Annotated in this window: 15 protein-coding genes; 12 read left to right on the forward strand and 3 right to left on the reverse strand. The window is 47.4% G+C overall.

The genetic code is table 11. The features are described from left to right. Positions 1 to 34: 34 nt before the first annotated feature. The gene (locus tag D0C16_RS01705) at positions 35 to 472 is read right to left on the reverse strand and encodes an NUDIX hydrolase (protein WP_151030729.1); all 438 of its coding nucleotides are present in this window, start codon (positions 470 to 472) and stop codon (positions 35 to 37) included. Between the two features lie 182 nt (positions 473 to 654). Between D0C16_RS01705 and D0C16_RS01710 the strand changes: the two genes are divergently transcribed. The 5 genes from D0C16_RS01710 (at position 655) to D0C16_RS01730 (ending at position 8,393) form a co-directional block, all read left to right on the forward strand. Next, positions 655 to 1,074, forward strand: a complete 420-nt coding sequence (locus tag D0C16_RS01710; RefSeq protein ID WP_151030730.1) for a hypothetical protein — start codon at positions 655 to 657, stop codon at positions 1,072 to 1,074. A 376-nt stretch (positions 1,075 to 1,450) separates the two neighbouring features. Beyond that, positions 1,451 to 2,569 carry an efflux RND transporter periplasmic adaptor subunit gene (locus tag D0C16_RS01715; protein WP_151030731.1) on the forward strand — a complete coding sequence of 373 codons (1,119 nt, stop codon included), beginning with the start codon at positions 1,451 to 1,453 and terminating at the stop codon, positions 2,567 to 2,569. A gap of 98 nt (positions 2,570 to 2,667) precedes the next feature. After that, on the forward strand, positions 2,668 to 5,748 hold the full coding sequence (locus D0C16_RS01720) for an efflux RND transporter permease subunit (protein ID WP_151030732.1): 3,081 nt from the start codon (positions 2,668 to 2,670) through the stop codon (positions 5,746 to 5,748). 112 nt (positions 5,749 to 5,860) lie between these two features. After that, positions 5,861 to 6,709: an iron-sulfur cluster carrier protein ApbC gene (gene apbC / locus D0C16_RS01725; protein ID WP_151030733.1), complete on the forward strand. Its 849-nt coding sequence runs from the start codon at positions 5,861 to 5,863 to the stop codon at positions 6,707 to 6,709. 91 nt (positions 6,710 to 6,800) lie between these two features. Then, positions 6,801 to 8,393 carry a sorbosone dehydrogenase family protein gene (locus tag D0C16_RS01730; protein WP_151030734.1) on the forward strand — a complete coding sequence of 531 codons (1,593 nt, stop codon included), beginning with the start codon at positions 6,801 to 6,803 and terminating at the stop codon, positions 8,391 to 8,393. Positions 8,394 to 8,463: 70 nt separating this feature from the next. On the opposite strand, the gene D0C16_RS01735 is transcribed toward D0C16_RS01730, so the two are convergent. Continuing rightward, positions 8,464 to 9,843: a glycosyl hydrolase gene (locus tag D0C16_RS01735; RefSeq protein WP_151030735.1), complete on the reverse strand. Its 1,380-nt coding sequence runs from the start codon at positions 9,841 to 9,843 to the stop codon at positions 8,464 to 8,466. A 265-nt stretch (positions 9,844 to 10,108) separates the two neighbouring features. Here D0C16_RS01735 and prfB point away from each other — a divergent pair. Together prfB and lysS are read left to right on the forward strand one after the other, a co-directional pair. After that, positions 10,109 to 11,204, forward strand: a protein-coding gene (prfB, locus tag D0C16_RS01740; protein ID WP_151030736.1) for a peptide chain release factor 2 whose coding sequence is annotated in 2 segments (ribosomal slippage) — positions 10,109 to 10,180 and positions 10,182 to 11,204 — 1,095 coding nt in all. Because the reading frame shifts where the segments join, the coding sequence is not laid out codon by codon here. 50 nt (positions 11,205 to 11,254) lie between these two features. After that, entirely contained in the window at positions 11,255 to 12,745 is a 1,491-nt protein-coding gene (gene lysS / locus D0C16_RS01745) for a lysine--tRNA ligase (RefSeq protein WP_151030737.1), read from the forward strand. A gap of 282 nt (positions 12,746 to 13,027) precedes the next feature. Here the strand turns inward: lysS and gltA are convergent, their stop codons facing one another. Continuing rightward, a complete protein-coding gene (gltA, locus tag D0C16_RS01750) occupies positions 13,028 to 14,308 on the reverse strand; it encodes a citrate synthase (protein ID WP_151030738.1) in 1,281 nt (426 codons plus the stop codon). A 178-nt stretch (positions 14,309 to 14,486) separates the two neighbouring features. Here gltA and D0C16_RS24600 point away from each other — a divergent pair, with 178 nt between their 5' ends. The 5 genes from D0C16_RS24600 to D0C16_RS01770 all read left to right on the forward strand — a co-directional run bounded on the left by D0C16_RS24600 (position 14,487) and on the right by D0C16_RS01770 (position 18,181). After that, positions 14,487 to 14,615, forward strand: coding sequence for a hypothetical protein (locus D0C16_RS24600; RefSeq protein ID WP_255481981.1), 129 nt, complete (start codon positions 14,487 to 14,489; stop codon positions 14,613 to 14,615). Between the two features lie 332 nt (positions 14,616 to 14,947). Next, a complete protein-coding gene (sdhC, locus tag D0C16_RS01755; RefSeq protein ID WP_151030739.1) occupies positions 14,948 to 15,322 on the forward strand; it encodes a succinate dehydrogenase, cytochrome b556 subunit in 375 nt (124 codons plus the stop codon). Further along, positions 15,316 to 15,687 (forward strand): succinate dehydrogenase, hydrophobic membrane anchor protein, encoded by a 372-nt coding sequence (sdhD, locus tag D0C16_RS01760; RefSeq protein WP_151030740.1) that lies wholly within the window; start codon positions 15,316 to 15,318, stop codon positions 15,685 to 15,687. The genes sdhC and sdhD overlap by 7 nt, the downstream gene beginning before the upstream one ends. Further along, a complete protein-coding gene (gene sdhA / locus D0C16_RS01765; RefSeq protein ID WP_151030741.1) occupies positions 15,687 to 17,459 on the forward strand; it encodes a succinate dehydrogenase flavoprotein subunit in 1,773 nt (590 codons plus the stop codon). Before sdhD ends, sdhA begins: the two co-directional genes overlap by 1 nt. A gap of 17 nt (positions 17,460 to 17,476) precedes the next feature. Further along, positions 17,477 to 18,181 (forward strand): succinate dehydrogenase iron-sulfur subunit, encoded by a 705-nt coding sequence (locus D0C16_RS01770; RefSeq protein WP_151030742.1) that lies wholly within the window; start codon positions 17,477 to 17,479, stop codon positions 18,179 to 18,181. The last annotated feature ends 35 nt before the right edge of the window (positions 18,182 to 18,216 follow it).

An 18,216-nucleotide genomic window follows, 5' to 3' on the forward strand; every position in this document is an offset into this window, starting at 1 on the left:
CGCCAGTCACTGCCACCTTAAAGGTGGATAAGCGTTAGCCGACAACACTCAAGGGGAAACGGCGTCCTGCCCGGTAATCCTCAATAATTTGAAGGGTCATTGGGCTGCGCAGCTGCTCTTTGCGTTCCAGCAGCTCTTCGTAGCTCAACCAGACAGCCTCAATAATGCCAGTATCCAGCGGGCGCTTGGCGTCGTGGCTAATCGCCTCGCCAATAAATGTAGTGCGGAAATAAGTAATTCCGTTGCTGGGGGCAGTATAAAGATTCACACCAACCACACCGGTTAATTGAATTGCCCAACCGGTTTCTTCCAATGTTTCTCGAATCGCGGCATCGAGCAGTGTTTCATTAGGGTCAAGATGCCCAGCAGGTTGGTTGTAAACTTTTTTTCCATCGGATTCTTCATACACCATTAAATAGCGGTTATCGCGTTCAATGATGGTGGCAACAGTTACATGGGGCGCCCAAGTCATAAATGATCTCACTAAAAAAAATTCGTGAAATCTTACTGAATGATGTTGTGCTTTGTAATCCTCTAATCTGAAAATGCAAACACTTATTTTTGTCCTCTAAGTTTAGATTTAAGCGTTGACCCTAAAGTAATTGCTTTGCTAGGCTCAAAACAATTTATTTGCAAACAATTACAAGGATGTATATGAGCAGAGCCGCATTGGTTTTTTATCCTGAAATATTTGTCGGTTTCAACAAGACGCAGCTTATAGAGCGACAATTGGTAAATGTGGGTTTTATCGGTAGCCGGTTTCGTGCTTCACCCGCGTTTACTACTGGATCCACTTACCGCCAATTTATTCCTAAAATAGATTCTCTCTACAAGTATCAACACAGCATTATCCGCATTCATATTCAATCTACAGGGCAATGGTTTTCGGCGGCTCGGTTAGCCATGCATGAACGGAGTAACCTTGTCATCATTGAAGGGGACTCGTTTATTATTGATCGTTCTCAATGTTCCAATTGTTGCCAGTTACTTGGTCGAATCACGGGGGACGAGTACAAGGTTGAGATTGTTGAAGATTTGGCTTGTCTCGGAATTAGTGAACTGGCGTATTGCTAGGTCATCAGCGGTGGCTACTGACATATGTTGACCAGCGGGGGCTGATAATGCCCCTCTGTGCCGGTGATGAATGTCATGAATTGCCCATTAGTCCAATAATTGTTTGGAAGAGTCGCTAAAAAGGGAATATGATTTGCCAACCGACCGTGCGGTCTGTTGTTGCGGTAATTACAAATCTAAACTAAAAAGGTTACATTTTGTGACATTTGTCGATTTGGGTTTTATTGGTGCTTGTGCAACAATTTCGCAGCCTGCATAGCCGAAACTTTGGTTGGGATACTTTGTTTCAGGCGTCTTGATTATCCCGCCGTGTGTCCTATTCCTGGTAGCTGTTTATACCTTTGCGTCTTCTCCTCTTATTTTATGGTCTTTGTATATGAGCAAACTGAAATCATCATTGATTGCGTTATTCAGTCTGTTGGGCGTACTGGCGATTGTTGCCGGTGTCAAGGCAAGTCAAATTGCAACCCTGATGAGCGGTGGTGCCCCGCAGGTCCCAGCGGAAACAATCAGTACTTTTACCGCTGAAATGCAACAGTGGCCCAATACCTATACGGCCATGGGAACTGTTGAGGCATCGGAAGGTATTGTCATTTCGGCGGAAGTCGCCGGTAAGGTAAAAAAGATCGATTTCAAATCGGGTGAGCAGGTCAAAAAGGGAACTGTGATTCTGGTGCAAGAGTCGGGAAATGAAGAGGCTCAGCTGAGTGCTGCAGAAGCTAGATTGCGCTTGGCCAAATCCAATTACGATCGTCTGGTAGAGCTGCGCAAGCGTAACACTGTGTCACAAAGCGAGCTTGATGCTGCGGTACAGCAAATGGAATCGGCGCAGGGTGACGTTAACGATCTGAAAACCACGCTGCAGAAAAAATTGGTCCGTGCGCCTTTTGATGGTCGCCTGGGAATTCGTAAAGTGGATTTGGGCGAGGACATGCAGGTAGGTACAGAAATTGTGTCACTTCAGGCTATTAATAGTGTGCGCGTGAACTTTCCTGTCCCACAATTTTGGTTGGTTCAAATGACCCGCGGTTTGCCAGTGCAAGTCAATGTGGGTGATGGCTCTGATGCAAACCTGCAAGGGCAAATTACCGCCATCGGTGCAGAGATTAACACCACAACGCGCAATGCGATTGTCCAATCCAATATGGGTAACGAAAAGAATCTGCTAATTCCCGGCATGGCGGTGGAAACTACCGTTACCCTGTCTGAACCGCAAGATGTGCTGGCGGTGCCGGCGACATCGGTCATTTTTGCTACCTATGGAGATACCGTATTTGTGGTTGATAAAGCCGAAGGTGGCAAGCTGACTGCGCGTCAGCAATTCGTACGCCTAGGTAAGTCACGGGGTGATTTCATTGAAATTCTGGATGGTTTAAAGCCTGGTGACGTTGTTGTAAGCGCGGGTGCATTCCGCTTGCGTAACGGACAATCAGTGGTGGTTAGCAGTTTGCCGACCCCTGAATTCAAGCAAGATCCAACTCCCAGTGATAGCTAAATACGACTGGACTCTCGAACAAATTGGTTGCCGGGTTATTTGCCCGGTGGGTTAGGTCTGGCCTAGATGGCCGCCCAGTCTTATGCTGAGACTTCCGTATGAAATTTACCGATATTTTTATTAAGCGCCCGGTGCTCGCCATAGTAGTGAGTTTGTTAATCCTGATACTTGGGATTCAGGCCGGCACTAACCTGACAGTGCGGCAATACCCGCGCAGCGATATGTCAGTCATTATTATCAATACTGTTTATGTCGGCGCTAACGCTGAGTTAGTGCGCGGATTTGTAACTGCTCCGATTGAGCGCGCTATAGCATCTGCCGGCGGTATTGATTATATCGAGTCGCAAAGTGGGATGAGCTCATCCACAGTGACTGCGCACTTGCGCCTTAATTACGATCCTCTGAAAGCCATGACGGAAATTTCCGCTAAGGTGAATCAGGTGCGTAATGAACTACCTCCCGAAGCTGAAGTGCCTGCTATTCGTATCGAGTCGGCTGATTCACAGTTTGCTGCCGCCTATTTGAGTTTTAGTTCGGAAATTCTTGAGCAAAACCAGATTACCGATTTCTTAACTCGGTCTATTCAGCCGCGCTTAATTGCAGTGAATGGCGTGCAAAAAGCTGAAGTGTTGGGTGCGCGTACTTTTGCAATGCGCATTTGGTTAAAGCCGGATCGCATGGCTGCGCTGAATGTAACTCCCGTGCAGGTGCGCGCGGCGTTGCAGGCAAATAACGTACAGGCAGCGGTGGGCCAGACGCGTGGTACCTATACGCAAGTTAACCTGCGTGCTGATACTGATTTAAAAAGTGTTGATGAGTTTAAGCAATTAGTAATTCGCAATTCTGCCGACGGAATTATTCGTTTAAGTGATATTGCTGACGTAGTTTTGGGGGCAGAAAACTATGACACGGTGGTTAACTACTCAGGTGATACAGCGGTGTTTATGGGCGTTTGGGTTGCACCGAACGCCAACGCACTGGATGTAATGAAAGCGGTCACCAAAGAGATGGAATTGATTAAAGCAGATCTTCCTTCGGGGTTGGATGGAACTATCGCTTACGATTCCACCAAGTATATTGATGCCGCTATTCATGAGGTGATCAAAACTCTCACGGAAACTTTGTTCATTATCGTGGTGGTTATCTTCCTGTTCCTGGGGTGGAGCCGCTCGGTGATTATCCCTGTGCTCGCTATTCCGCTGTCACTAGTCGGTGCGCTGTTTATTATGCAAGTGTGTGGGTTCTCGTTGAACTTGTTAACCCTGTTATCCATCGTGTTGTGTGTAGGTTTGGTGGTGGATGATGCGATTGTGATGGTGGAAAACATCGAGCGTCACATTCAGGACGGAATGAAGCCTTATCAGGCCGCTATTATTTCTGCGAGAGAGCTGGCCGGCCCGATTTTGGCGATGACGGTAACCTTGGCCTCGGTGTACGTACCTATAGGTTTGCAAGGTGGTCTGGTTGGTTCTCTATTTCGTGAATTTTCGATAACACTTGCGGGCGCTGTAACTATTTCCGCGATCGTGGCGATTACGCTGTCCCCGATGTTGGGTGCACGTATGTTGAAATCCCATACGGGGCTTAACGCCCCGCTCGAAAAACCGTTTGAAAAGTTTCGTATCTGGTATATGCGCAAGCTGGATACCTCTCTGCAAAATCGTTTTGGTGTTTACATATTCTGGGTCGGTATTGCGGCTATGTGTATTCCGCTTTACAACATGTCGCCCAAAGAATTGGCACCGGTGGAAGATCAGGGTGTTATCTTCGGCATTGTTGAGGCTCAAGCGAACTCGACTATAGATCAGTCCGCTCATTATGGTAAGCAAGTGAACGAAGTCTTTATGAGTGTTCCTGAGACGGACTTTACCTTTCAGCTGACCATGCCTACCGGCGGGTTCTCCGGCATGGTTACCAAGCCTTGGGAGGAGCGTGATCGCGATGTATTCCAGATGATGCCGGAAGTACAACAAAAGCTAAGTGAAATTGCCGGTGTAAAAATTCTACCCATTACTCCACCAGCCTTGCCCGGAGGTGGCCAGTTCCCGGTAGAGTTTGTTATCGCGTCGACTGCGGATATCAAAGATATTTACGGGTACGCTCAAAAGCTGGAGGAGGCGATGGCGAAGTCCGGCAAGTTCTATTTCCAAACTTTGGATGTGAAAGTGGATCAGCCAGATTACAAGCTAAGTATCGACCGCGAAAAAGTCGCCGACTTAGGGCTTGATTTGCAAACCGTGACCAATGATGTGGGGACTTTGCTCGGCGGTGGCTGGGTAAATCGCTTCAACATGTCCGGACAAAGTTACAAGGTGATTCCTCAGGTTAAACGTGAGTCGCGCCTGACGCCAGAAGATTTGGCCAGCCTTTATGTAACTGGACCTGATGGGAATTTGATTCGCCTGGATCAGGTCGCCAGTCTTACGCACTCTACCGAACCACGCAGTATCAACCGTATGCAGCAACTCAATGCGGTGAAAATCAGTGGTGTACCTGGCGTGACGCTGGCGGAAGCGTTAAGTTTTATTGAGACTGAAGCGCGCAACATTCTGCCTAATAGTTACACCATTGATTATACCGGCGAGTCACGTCAGTTAAAGCGTGAGGGCAACACCTTCCTTCCGGCCTTTATTATGGCGATTGTTATGATTTTCCTGGTGTTAGCTGCGCAGTACAACAGTTTCCGCGATCCACTGGTTATTCTGGCTGGGTCTGTACCTTTGGCCATGTTTGGTGCGCTCTTATTTACCTTCTGGAAAATGCCCGCGCCGATTCCATTCTTCACCGATGGCTTTACCAGTACGCTCAATATTTATTCGCAGGTTGGTTTAGTTACCTTGATGGGCCTGATTGCGCGCAATGGAATTCTGGTAGTGGAGTTTGCTAATAAGCTGCAAGAAGAGGGGATGGCGAAGTTACAAGCGATTCGCGAAGCTTCTTCGTTGCGTTTGCGTCCAGTAATGATGACCAGTGTTGCAACAATCGCGGGTCATACACCGTTGATTTTTGCGGCGGGTGCGGGCGCTGAGGCGCGCAATTCAATCGGTATAGTTCTGGTACTTGGAATGACCATCGGTACCTTCTTTACGTTGTTCGTACTCCCGTCTGTGTACATGCTGCTGGCTAAAGACCATCAACACGATCGCGAAAATCTGGAGCATTTGGCGGAAACCAATTAGTTCTTCGTTGCTACAAAAAAGGGTGCCATTTGGCACCCTTTTTTGTTAGGGTGCGCCCGAATTGCGCTCTTCTGCGTGTTTTGTATAGCGTTTTAAGTATCGAGGTTAGGTTATGGCCGCCACTACAATTGCTAATCAACAAATTCCCGGTGTTAAACACATTATTGCAGTAGCCTCAGGTAAAGGAGGTGTGGGTAAGTCCACTACTTCAGTAAACCTTGCGTTAGCGCTTGCAGCAGAAGGGCATCGGGTGGGTATCCTTGATGCCGATATTTATGGCCCGAGTCAACCGCAAATGCTGGGTGTTGGTCAAAAGCGCCCGCAAATAGTGGGCGAGGCAGGACAACAACAAATGTTGCCTTTGGTTGCTTACGGTATCCAGTCGATCTCCATGGGCTATTTGGTAACTGAAGAAACCCCTATGCTGTGGCGCGGCCCTATGGCCACCGGCGCTTTGCAGCAATTATTAATGCAGACACGCTGGGATAATTTGGATTATTTAATAATTGATATGCCCCCTGGTACTGGCGACATTCAAATTACCCTTGCTCAGAAAGTGCCGCTCACCGGTGCAGTGATTGTGACAACCCCGCAGGACATTGCATTGCTGGATGCAAAGAAAGCAGTGGAGATGTTCCGCAAAGTTAATGTGCCTGTGTTGGGTGTAGTAGAGAATATGGCGATCCATATTTGCACCAACTGCGGCCATGAAGAACATATATTTGGTGAGGGCGGCGGCGAGCGAATGGCGCGAGATTATCACACGGAATTGCTTGGTTCTTTGCCTCTGGAGTTGTCTATTCGTGTTGATGCGGATGCGGGCAAACCTTCCGTGGCGGCAAATCCTGATTCTGCAGTCAGCCAACGTTATCGTTCAATAGCGCGCAAGTTAATCGGGAAAGTAGAAGCGCACAATGCGGAAGCGAATGGCTTTCCCGATATTGAGTTTAGCGATGATTAATCGGATTGGTCGCTGCTAATAAATTGTTGTTATTAAATAGCCCGATGCGGTCAACGAATCGGGTTTTTTATTGCCCGGTTACAGGATTTTTATGCGTAGCTTGAATGGATTATTGATTGTTATTGGTTTGTGGTTAGCGTGTCCCGTTTCTATGGCTGCTTCTTACCAAACGCTCCCTACAGACTGCGATGGCTTTGCGCAGCTGCCAATAGTAAGTATTGGTGGAACTTGTTTGGGGCTGGTTGTGCAGCGTGATCAGCAGCCGCTATTAAGGATGCCTCGCAGTCTATTGCAAACGACAGACAATAAATTATTAGTTCTCGATATGGGCGGTTGGGTGCCCAGGCGTGGGAAACTATTGCTGTTGGATTATAAGGACCCAAATAAACCCGGGCGTGTTTTGCTTTCGCAACTAAATCTTCCTCATAAAATTTTACTAGGACCGCAGAATAAAATTTATATTGCTGAAGCAGATCGCATTCAACGGTTTGAGTGGAAAAATGGAACCTTGTCTAACATTCAAATTGTCATTAATGATTTGCCTTACTATGCGGAATATTTGCATCCGCTTAAAAGCTTTATTTTTGATGCGCAGGGAAACTTGCTAGTCAATATTGGCAGCTCCTCGGATCGCTGTGAAAAACATGTGTCCTTGGAAGATTGCAAATCTGGAATCGAAGGCGCTATTCGCCGATATCGCTATAACAAGGAGAACGATAGTTTCTCGCCAGCGTATGAAGTAATTGCACGCGGTTTGCGCAATTCCATGGCGTTGGCAGTGCATAGTTCAGGCACTGTTTTGCAGGCTGAAAATAGTATTGATTTTCCTGATGCAAATGAGCCTTATGAGGAAATAAATATTATTGAAGGTGATGGTTTTTACGGTTGGCCATTGTGTTACAACAAGAATATCGGGTTGGATGGTAGGGTTTGTCGTGAGAAAAATTACCATGCTCCCTGGACATTGTTGCCTCCGCACGTGGCGCCGTTGGATATGCTTTATTATCAGCACGATAGATTGCCGCAGTTAGCGAATAAGTTATTGATGAGTTGGCATGGATACCGGGTGGTGGGGAATCGATTGGTTGCTTATGTTGTCGATGGGGAAGGGCGGCCTAAATTACAGAATCACGCTTATTTTTGGCGAGCACCGGAACAACCCAAAGGGGCGTATACTAAACACCAAATGATGCCGAAGACAGGCGTGGACGATGAAAGTAATGGGCGCACTTTGTTCGCCCAGCACGAAGAAATTATATCGCAATGGCACGCTGTAACTGGGATGAGGCCTGAGGGTGCTCCGGTAGGACTAGCCCAGGCAATAGACGGTAGTGTATTTGTTGTCGATGATCGCAACGCCGCTATTTTGCGCTTATCCGTAGGAAAATCCTATGCTCCACAACCGCTAGCGAGTGGCGCAACAAGAGATGTGTCTGCCAAATCGCTATTGCCTCCGAATGTCGTAACTGCATTGCTAAACAAACGTTGCGCGCATTGCCATAGTGAATTGCACAATCAGCCAGAACAATTATTAAATCTCACGCGCTGGTTGCAGCCAGATGAAGAAGGAAATACGCTGATGGAGCAGCGTCTGTTCATCGATAAAGTTCGTCCCATGCCGGCGGATGGACAGTTAACGCCTTATGAAAAATCTATACTGCAGAAATGGCTTGATGCGATGTGAAAAATAATTCAATGTGCATTTCAATAAAAAGCCCTCTCATTGAGGGCTTTTTTTGGGTAAATTTGCAGGGTTAAAACTTGGGTAGCTCATCCAATGTAATCATATTCGCGTGATTGTATACCTTGGATTTGTGCGCGCTGGTATTGTAATACTCACCGCTCCAAAAATTGTCTTTGTGAGTTGTGGATTCCAGCGTGACCTCATTAAAATTGCCATCATTCCAGGTCATAAACCATAACCACCAAGCGCCGTCTGTTGCGATTTTATCCGGGTCGGGAATATAACTGTTTTCACTCAGCGCAATTAATTTGGCCTCAGCCGAATATTTGCGGGCTTGAGTGTAAGTGCTCAGTTGCGATTTGTAGGTTTTGTTGTCATTGCCGTCATAAATATCATGGCTCATTACATCGACCACATCATCGCCAGGAAACCAGGCAGCGTTTTGCCCGTTCCATACCCACAATAAATTATGGAGGCCGTGGTAATTCACAAGGCGATCATAAACATGGCGCCACAATAAAATTTGAGCAAAGGATTGTGGTACTCCGTCCGTACGGGTGCGGCCCCACCAGAACCAACCGTCGCCATTATTGCCTGACGCTTCATGCAATGGCCGCCACAAAACTGTCACGCCTGCGTCATTTAGCTTTTTCAATTCTGCGGCAATTAAATCTATACCGTTATTAATGTGTGTGTAGGCAGCGCTAGTGGAATCAAGCGCTCCATCCTTCACCGGAATTTGAAACGCGGTGTCCTTGGTGTAAAACTGCGCATTATTGACGTCACTCGTATTTAATTTGGATGGGTCGCGCCAGTGCCAAGAAAAGGTTACCAAGCCGCCTTTATTGGCATATGCGATGGCTTCATCAGTTTGCTTAACGCCCTCAGCCCAACTTGCCGTCATGCCGTAATTCATAAAGTCATAACCCATCAGGGCAGGGTATTTACCGGTATCTTTGTAGACACGGTCTGCCATATCTATCGCATCTTTCCAGGTTAGGTCTTGCTGTCCCGTAAGGGTGTATTTACCCTGGATGCTGCGCAGGTAGGTATAAACTGCGCGTGTTTTGGTTGTCGCACTAGCATCAACGGGGGTGTCTCGGCCAGCAATTGTAGGCAGATTGGTGCGGTTGGCCGGGCAAAAACTGGTCGCAATACAATAGCTGCCATTTTCAAACGCCCAACCAGACTGATTTTGGTTACACACTGGCCATGATTTCCCATCAACTTGACAGTTTTGAGCGACTGCTGCGCTTGAGCTGCTAACCGACATAGCGGTACTGGATGAGCTGCTGGAAACTATGGAGCTGCTACTAGAAGTTACTTTGCTGCTTACTGCCGCCGGCGTTGAGTTGTTATCTCCTCCGCCACCTCCGCCACCGCCACACGCTGTAAAGGTCAAACTAATACCAATGGCAAGAGGGATTGCCAGAAATTTCGAGTAGATCATGGGGGCTCCACGCTTTTTATGGTTATTACTAATGGGATACCGGCATCGTTATCGATTCGTGTAACCGGTTACTGCGTGAGTATATAGATGTAACCGTTTTCAAGGAAGTGTGTCGCAAAAATAATCTTAGGGTTATTGCTCGCCGTTGTTGATAGTTATATTCATCAGCGTGGCCGATTTGGCCTGAGAGTGCATCTCATGTAGAATGCGCGCCTCGATTTTCCTGCCTGTTTCAGGCTAAAACCCAATCAGATTGCATGCCATCATGGAAATTAACCCCTTACTAAATGCATTAAAAGACCTGACTGAGCGCACCGATGTGCTTAGGGGGTATCTTTGACTACGACCTAAAAAAAGAACGCTTGGCTGAAGTTGAGCTGGATCTTGGTGAGCCCTCTGTTTGGGATAACCCCGAACGTGCCCAGGCACTGGGGCGTGAACGCTCCTCGCTGGAGATGGTAGTTAAAACGATCGATGATCTGGACAATGGAGTGCGTGACTCGCGCGAATTGCTGGATATGGCTGTGGAAGAAGATGATGAGTCCATGGTTACTGATGTTCAGGCTGAGTTAGAGCGCCTTGATAAGCAGTTGGGGGTATTGGAATTCCGCCGTATGTTCTCGGGTGAGACTGACCCGAATAATGCTTATTTGGATATTCAATCCGGTTCTGGTGGCACTGAAGCGCAGGATTGGGCTGAAATTGTTTTGCGTATGTATTTGCGTTGGGGTGAAGCTAAAGGTTTTAAAGTTACCCTCGAAGAAGTGTCAGCGGGCGATGTGGCTGGTATCAAGAGTGCCACTATCTATTTTGAAGGCGAGTACGCATTTGGTTGGTTGCGCACTGAAACGGGTGTGCATCGTTTAGTGCGAAAATCGCCTTTCGATTCTGGCAATCGTCGTCACACGTCTTTCTGTTCGGTGTTTGTATCGCCTGAAATTGATGACAACATTGAAATTGAAATTAATCCGGCCGATTTGCGTATTGATACTTATCGCGCGAGTGGTGCCGGTGGTCAGCATATTAACAAAACTGACTCTGCTGTTCGTATTACCCACATTCCCACCAATATTGTTGTGCAATGCCAAAACGAGCGTTCGCAGCATGCTAACCGCGATAAAGCCTACAAAATGCTGCGGGCAAAAATGTACGAACAGGAGATGCAAAAGCGCAATGCGGAAAAGCAGGCGATGGAAGATAACAAGTCAGACATAGGCTGGGGTAGTCAAATTCGTTCCTATGTTTTGGATGATTCGCGTATTAAGGATTTACGTACCGGTGTGCAAACGTCTAATACTCAGGCAGTTTTGGACGGCGACCTGGATCAATTTATTGTAGAGAGTTTGAAGGCTGGCCTGTAATTTGGCCAACTGATTTTTAATCCATTTTCCTAATGACATCAGTGACGACTATGAGTAACGACAACCAAACAGTACAAGCGCAGGACGAAAATAAACTCATCGCTGAGCGCCGCCAAAAACTGGCTGCCATTCGCGAGAAGGGTAATGCATTCCCCAATGATTTCCGTCGCAATGACAAGAGTGTGGATTTGCAAGCGCAGTTTGGTGAAAAGACCAAAGAGGAATTGGAGTCGCTGAATCACGTTGTTAGTGTTGCAGGTCGTGTAATGGCCAAGCGCGGCCCGTTCATGGTGTTGCAAGATGGTGAAGGTTCTATCCAGTTGTACGCTGATAAGGCGGCCCAGGAAGTCATTAAAGACAAGTGGGGCGTGTGGGACATGGGTGATATCGTCGGTGTTAGAGGTGCACTGCACAAATCCGGTAAAGGTGATTTGTACGTAAACCTGGACGATTTCCAGTTGCTCACTAAATCTTTACGTCCGTTACCAGATAAGTACCACGGTTTGGCTGATCAGGAAATTCGCTATCGTCAACGCTATGTGGATTTGATGGTAAACCCTGAGGTGCGCGATACCTTTCGTTTGCGTTCCAAGTGCATCAGCTTTATCCGAAACTACATGAGTGGTCGCGGTTTTATGGAAGTGGAAACGCCGATGCTGCATGTGATTCCCGGTGGGGCTTCAGCGCGTCCATTTGTCACTCATCACAATGCTCTGGATATGGAGATGTTTTTGCGTATCGCTCCAGAGCTGTATTTGAAACGTTTGGTCGTTGGTGGTTTTGAGCGTGTGTTTGAAATTAACCGCAACTTCCGCAACGAAGGTGTATCTACTCGTCACAATCCTGAATTCACCATGATGGAGTTTTATCAGGCTTACGCTGACTACAAAGACCTGATGGATTTAACTGAAGATCTGTTGCGTAAACTCTGTATCGAGGTGACTGGCGGCACCACGTTGAAATATCAAAATAGCGAATACGACTTTGGTAAGCCATTTGTGCGTTTGTCCGTATTTGATTCGGTGTTGCAATACAATCCCGGTGTAACTGCTGAACAATTGAGCACCCTTGAGGGCGCTACCAAAATTGCAGAATCCCTTGGGTTGAAAGTAAAACCAGGTACACCGTTAGGTAAGTTGCAAACAGAAATTTTCGAAGAGACTGTAGAGCACAAACTCGATCAACCAACGTTTATAACCGAATACCCAACTGAAGTGTCACCACTGGCGCGCCGCAGTGATAGCAACCCGGCAGTGACTGATCGCTTTGAGTTCTTTATCGGCGGTCGTGAGTTGGCAAACGGCTTCTCTGAGTTAAACGACGCAGAAGATCAAGCTGAGCGTTTCCTTGAGCAAGTAAAAGCGAAAGATGCGGGTGACGATGAAGCTATGTATTACGATGCTGACTTTGTGCGTGCATTGGAATACGGCTTGCCACCAACAGCGGGGGAGGGGATTGGTATTGATCGCTTAATTATGTTGTTTGCCAATGCGCCGTCCATTCGCGATGTATTGTTATTCCCGCACATGCGTCCAGAATAATAGTATTCAATGGTGGCCTGAGTACAGTCTGCTATTGCAGGATCAAAAAAAGCGAATATTCGAAAGGTATTCGCTTTTTTTCGCTCTAAAGGTTGGGGGCGTTTTTTGGGTTGGTTTAATCTTCCCTGCTAATCGCTGTTAAAATGCTGCTCGATCAATTCTGTGTGGCGGGTAGTTGCGTTCCTGCTCGCGATAACCTGAGTGCTAGTTGCAAAAAAATTGTCAAAATAAAAAAGGCCACACAATTGCGGCCTTTTTTCTGCGAGTAATTGTTTTAAAAGATTACTTTGCAGGGTAGTCGCGTTTTGGGCTGCCAGTATATTGCTGACGCGGGCGACCAATTTTGTAGGGACCGCTCACCATTTCGTTCCAGTGCGAGTACCAACCTACTGCGCGACCCAGGGCGAAAATCACAGTAAACATTTCGGTTGGAATGCCAATAGCTTTCATGATGATGCCCGAGTAGAAGTCAACGTTCGGGTAAAGCTTCTTGGATATAAAGTAAGGATCTTCCAGTGCAATTTGTTCGAGGCGTTTAGCAATTGCGAGCAGTGGCTCGTTTTCCAAGCCAAGTTCAGACAATACTTCGTCGCAGGTTTGCTTCATTACTTTCGCGCGTGGGTCAAAGTTTTTGTATACGCGATGACCGAAACCCATCAGGCGGAAACCAGAGGTTTTATCTTTAGCGCGTGCAACACATGCTTCAATGTTTTCAACAGTGCCGATTTCTTCCAGCATTTCCAAAACAGCTTCGTTGGCGCCGCCGTGAGCTGGGCCCCAGAGTGTTGAAATACCTGCTGCGATTGCAGCGAAAGGATTGGTGCCAGATGAGCCAGACAGGCGCACAGTTGATGTTGATGCGTTTTGTTCATGATCTGCGTGCAGAATAAAGATTCTGTCCATTGCTTTGGCAATGGTTTTGCTTACGCTTGAGGGTTTGCCTGCGGTGCCGAAGGTCATGTTCAGGAAGTTTTCGGCGTAATCCAGATTGCTGTCAGTAGCTACAAATTCTTCGCCTTTACGGTGTTTGTACACCATCGACGAGAGTGTGGATATTTGGCCAATCAAACGATATGCAGTGAGCTTGCGGCTATCGGCATCGGTAATGTCGATTTCATCGTTGTATACCGCAGCTAATGCAGCAACGGCGCTACACAGGATCGCCATTGGGTGGGAGTCGCGCTTGAAACTTTTGATGATGCTGGCAACAGAAGGGTCTACAACAGAGTGCTTTTTAACTTCGGCAGTGAATTCGTCTTTTTGCGCCGGGGTTGGCAATTCGCCATTCAGAAGGAGGTAGCAGGTTTCGATGTAATCAGAGGAGACAGCCAGTTGTTCGATCGGGTAACCGCGGTGGAGTAACACACCTTCATCGCCATCAATAAATGTAATTTTGGATTCGCATGAGGCGGTGGACATGAAGCCCGGGTCAAACGTGAAAAAGCCATTCTTGGTAATACTGGTAACGTCGATAACATCAGGGCCGATAGTGCTTGAATAAATAGGTAATTCAATCGTCGTATCAATGCCATCAATCTTGAGATGTGCTTTCTTGTCAGTCATTACTGACTCCTGTGCTTACTGATTGGACTTAAGGCTTGAGAGAAGCATGTTTCGCTCTGCTCATCGAATATAAACTGTAGGTAGTCTGCTGTAATTGGCTGGGTAAATAAAGCCAGGTACGTATCTACTTTCTACAAGTGGCGTTATGGGCCGGCTACTTTTTATGGACTAGTCAGCTGTGCGTGGTTCGCTGACGCTGCCGTTAGCGAGCGGCATTATAGATGACTTGTTTGTTAAGGCGAAAGTTTTTGGCACATCTCTGGGGCAAATTCTTTTATCTTTTTTTGAAAATGCGGTGGCGCATTAATCTGGAAATAGGAGATGCCAATAGTCGTGATTATTTCTTTGCACTGGGGTGGGGCGAGCAAGAAAAAAATGCCCTCGCGAAGTGCATTTTCATGAAAATATTTTATATAAATCAGTAATTTGTGTAAAAACCCCGTTAAATATCTGAAGGTGTTTTCACTGTTTTCACCAAGAGGATTTGCTTGCCGGTTTTTGTTTGTGTTTCGAGAGGTCAATCTCTATAATGCGGCGCGACTTGCAGGGCGTGTTTCATTTGAGGTCACTTTTGGGTGATAAAAAATGAAGCGCTTATTCTTAAACCTGCCCGCGATGGGCATCCAGGTGAGATAGACCGTGAACAAGAAAAGACCTGTCAATCTTGATATAGCAACAATAAAACTTCCCATCACTGCTTACGTTTCCATCCTTCATCGTGTTTCCGGTGTTTTCCTTTTTGCTGGTGTAGCTGTCCTGTTGTGGATGCTTGATGCCAGTCTGGATTCGCAAGAAGGCTTCAACAGTATTCGCGATCTTGCCGCGAGTCCGGTTTGCCAAATTATCCTCTGGGTTGTTCTGGCTGGTTTGGCTTATCACATGGTAATGGGCATTCGCCATTTGATCATGGATTTCGGCGTTGGCGAATCATTAAAGGGTGGTCAAACTGGTGCCAAGCTTGCGCTGGTAGTGGCCATTGTGTTGATCGTTTTGGCGGGAGTTTGGGTATGGTAACTTCAGTAACCAGTTTCGGACGCAGCGGCCTTTACGATTGGCTGATTCAACGCGTCGGTGGGGCTGTAATGGCGGCTTACACCATTTTTATCGTAGCTTATCTTGTATTGAATCCTGAATTGACATACGAACAATGGCAGTCACTTTATAGTCAATTGTGGATGCGTGTATTTACCCTCGTAACTTTGCTTTCCTTTATTTCCCATGCGTGGATCGGTTTGTGGGCGGTGCTCACGGATTATTTAACGGTTCGCCTGTTGGGTGCAAAAGCCACCTTCTTACGCATATTTGCGCAGATCGTTTTGGGTGCAGTTGCTGTTACCTATCTCGTCTGGGGTGTTCAAGTGATTTGGGGAATTAACTAATGTCTAATATGCGCACGATTTCTTTTGACGGTATTGTGATTGGCGGCGGCGGCGCCGGTATGCGCGCAGCGTTACAGTTGGCCCAATCCGGTTACAAAACTGCCGTAATTACCAAAGTATTTCCGACTCGCTCGCACACCGTATCCGCCCAGGGCGGTATTACTTGTGCGATTGCCAGTGCTGACCCGAATGATGATTGGCGTTGGCACATGTATGACACCGTAAAAGGTTCAGATTATATCGGTGACCAGGATGCGATTGAGTATATGTGTTCCGTTGGTCCAGAGGCTGTGTTCGAACTAGAACATATGGGTTTGCCTTTCTCTCGTACTGATGAAGGTCGTATCTATCAGCGTCCATTCGGTGGTCAATCTAAAAACTTCGGTGAAGGTGGTCAGGCTGCGCGTACTTGCGCTGCTGCGGACCGCACTGGCCATGCGCTGCTTCACACCCTGTATCAAGGCAACCTGAAAAACAAAACTGTATTCCTGAATGAGTGGTTTGCGGTTGATCTGGTTAAGAATGCCGATGGTGCTGTGGTTGGTGTTATCGCGATCAATATTGAAGATGGCGAAACCGTTTATGTAAAAGCCAAGGCAACTGTATTGGCTACTGGTGGTGCAGGACGTATCTACGCTTCCACTACAAACGCGCACATCAACACCGGTGATGGTGTTGGTATGGCTCTGCGTGCAGGCTTCCCGGTGCAAGATATTGAAATGTGGCAGTTCCACCCGACTGGTATTGCTGGTGCTGGTGTACTGGTAACTGAAGGCTGTCGCGGTGAAGGTGGTTACCTGATCAACGCCGATGGCGAACGCTTCATGGAACGCTATGCTCCCAACGCGAAAGACCTTGCTGGTCGCGATGTAGTAGCTCGCTCCATGATTCAGGAAATTATTGCGGGTCGTGGTGTTGGTCCTAACAAAGATCACGTATTGCTCAAGCTGGATCACCTCGGTGAAGAGGTTCTCGAGAGCAAACTGCCGGGCATCTGTGAATTGTCCCGCACCTTCGCGCATGTTGACCCTGTTTACGCTCCAATTCCTGTGGTTCCAACCTGCCATTACATGATGGGCGGTATTCCTACCAACGTGAATGGCCAGGCGCTTACCGTTGATGCAAATGGTAGTGACGTTGTAATTGATGGTCTGTTTGCTTGCGGTGAGGTGGCTTGTGTATCGGTACACGGTGCCAACCGTTTGGGTGGTAACTCACTGCTTGACCTAGTAGTGTTTGGTCGTGCTGCAGGTTTGTACATTGAAAAAGCGTTGCGTGAAGGCATTGAGCATCGCGATGCAACCCAAGCTGACATCGACAAGGCTATGGCGCGTCTGAACAAAATTAACAACTCTTCCAGTGGTGAGAGTGCGTCTGTTCTACGTAAAGAGCTGCAAACCATTATGCAAAACTACTTCGGTGTATTCCGCAAGGGCGAGTTTATGCAGAAGGGTATCCAGCAATTGGCTGAGCTGCGCAAGCGCATTGAAAACGTTGCAATTACTGATAAAAGCAACGCATTCAATACTGCTCGTATTGAGGCGCTGGAGTTGCAAAATTTGCTAGAAGTTGCCGAAGCAACTGCGATCGCAGCGGAAGAGCGCAAAGAATCGCGTGGTGCCCACGCACGTGAAGATTACGAAGATCGTGATGACACTAATTGGTTGTGTCACTCCATGTATTTCCCCGGCGAAAAGCGTGTTGGTAAACGTGCGGTGAATTTCAAGCCGCGCACTATGGAAGCCTTCCAACCCAAGAAACGCACTTACTAATATCCGGAGCTGAAATCATGTTGAAAGTACAAGTTTATCGCTACAACCCTGATGTCGATAATGCTCCATACATGAAGACCTATGAGATTGATACTCAGGGTAAAGACTTGATGGTGCTGGACGTTCTCGAGCTGTTGAAGGCTCAGGATGAAAGTCTTGCTTATCGTCGCTCTTGCCGTGAGGGCGTGTGCGGATCTGATGGTATGAACATTAACGGGAAAAATGGGTTGGCGTGCATCAAGCCAATTTCCGAGTGTGTGAAAAATAACACTCTCATTTTGCGTCCACTGCCGGGCTTACCAGTGATTCGTGATCTGGTGGTTGATATGACCCAGTTCTACGATCAATACAAAAAGATTGAGCCTTACCTGCAAAACGATACCCCGGCGCCAGCAATCGAACGTCTGCAATCTCCTGCGGATCGCGAGAAGCTCGATGGTCTTTATGAGTGTATACTCTGCGCCTGTTGTTCAACCAGTTGTCCATCTTTCTGGTGGAACCCGGATAAATTCATCGGGCCAGCTGGTTTGTTGCAGGCTTATCGTTTCCTGGCTGACAGCCGCGATTTAGCGACCCAGAAACGACTTGCCAATTTGGATGATCCATTCAGTGTATTCCGCTGTCACGGTATCCAAAACTGCGTAGCGGTTTGCCCCAAAGGGTTAAACCCAACACGAGCAATCGGCCATATTCGCAATATGTTATTACAGAGCGCTACCTAAGGTGGCGCTTTTGCGTATCTGAAGCCGGCAAAATT

It is taken from the genome of Cellvibrio sp. KY-GH-1 (genome assembly GCF_008806975.1).
In the GTDB taxonomy this organism is placed as follows: Bacteria; Pseudomonadota; Gammaproteobacteria; order Pseudomonadales; family Cellvibrionaceae; genus Cellvibrio.

Excerpts from the sequence above, each read along its gene's own strand:
- D0C16_RS01705 (WP_151030729.1), bottom strand. The coding sequence starts at position 472 with ATGACTTGGGCGCCCCATGTAACTGTTGCCACCATCATTGAACGCGAT.
- D0C16_RS01710 (WP_151030730.1), top strand. The coding sequence starts at position 655 with ATGAGCAGAGCCGCATTGGTTTTTTATCCTGAAATATTTGTCGGTTTC.
- D0C16_RS01715 (WP_151030731.1), top strand. The coding sequence starts at position 1,451 with ATGAGCAAACTGAAATCATCATTGATTGCGTTATTCAGTCTGTTGGGC.
- D0C16_RS01720 (WP_151030732.1), top strand. The coding sequence starts at position 2,668 with ATGAAATTTACCGATATTTTTATTAAGCGCCCGGTGCTCGCCATAGTA.
- apbC (WP_151030733.1), top strand. The coding sequence starts at position 5,861 with ATGGCCGCCACTACAATTGCTAATCAACAAATTCCCGGTGTTAAACAC.
- D0C16_RS01730 (WP_151030734.1), top strand. The coding sequence starts at position 6,801 with ATGCGTAGCTTGAATGGATTATTGATTGTTATTGGTTTGTGGTTAGCG.
- D0C16_RS01735 (WP_151030735.1), bottom strand. The coding sequence starts at position 9,843 with ATGATCTACTCGAAATTTCTGGCAATCCCTCTTGCCATTGGTATTAGT.
- lysS (WP_151030737.1), top strand. The coding sequence starts at position 11,255 with ATGAGTAACGACAACCAAACAGTACAAGCGCAGGACGAAAATAAACTC.
- gltA (WP_151030738.1), bottom strand. The coding sequence starts at position 14,308 with ATGACTGACAAGAAAGCACATCTCAAGATTGATGGCATTGATACGACG.
- sdhD (WP_151030740.1), top strand. The coding sequence starts at position 15,316 with ATGGTAACTTCAGTAACCAGTTTCGGACGCAGCGGCCTTTACGATTGG.
- sdhA (WP_151030741.1), top strand. The coding sequence starts at position 15,687 with ATGTCTAATATGCGCACGATTTCTTTTGACGGTATTGTGATTGGCGGC.
- D0C16_RS01770 (WP_151030742.1), top strand. The coding sequence starts at position 17,477 with ATGTTGAAAGTACAAGTTTATCGCTACAACCCTGATGTCGATAATGCT.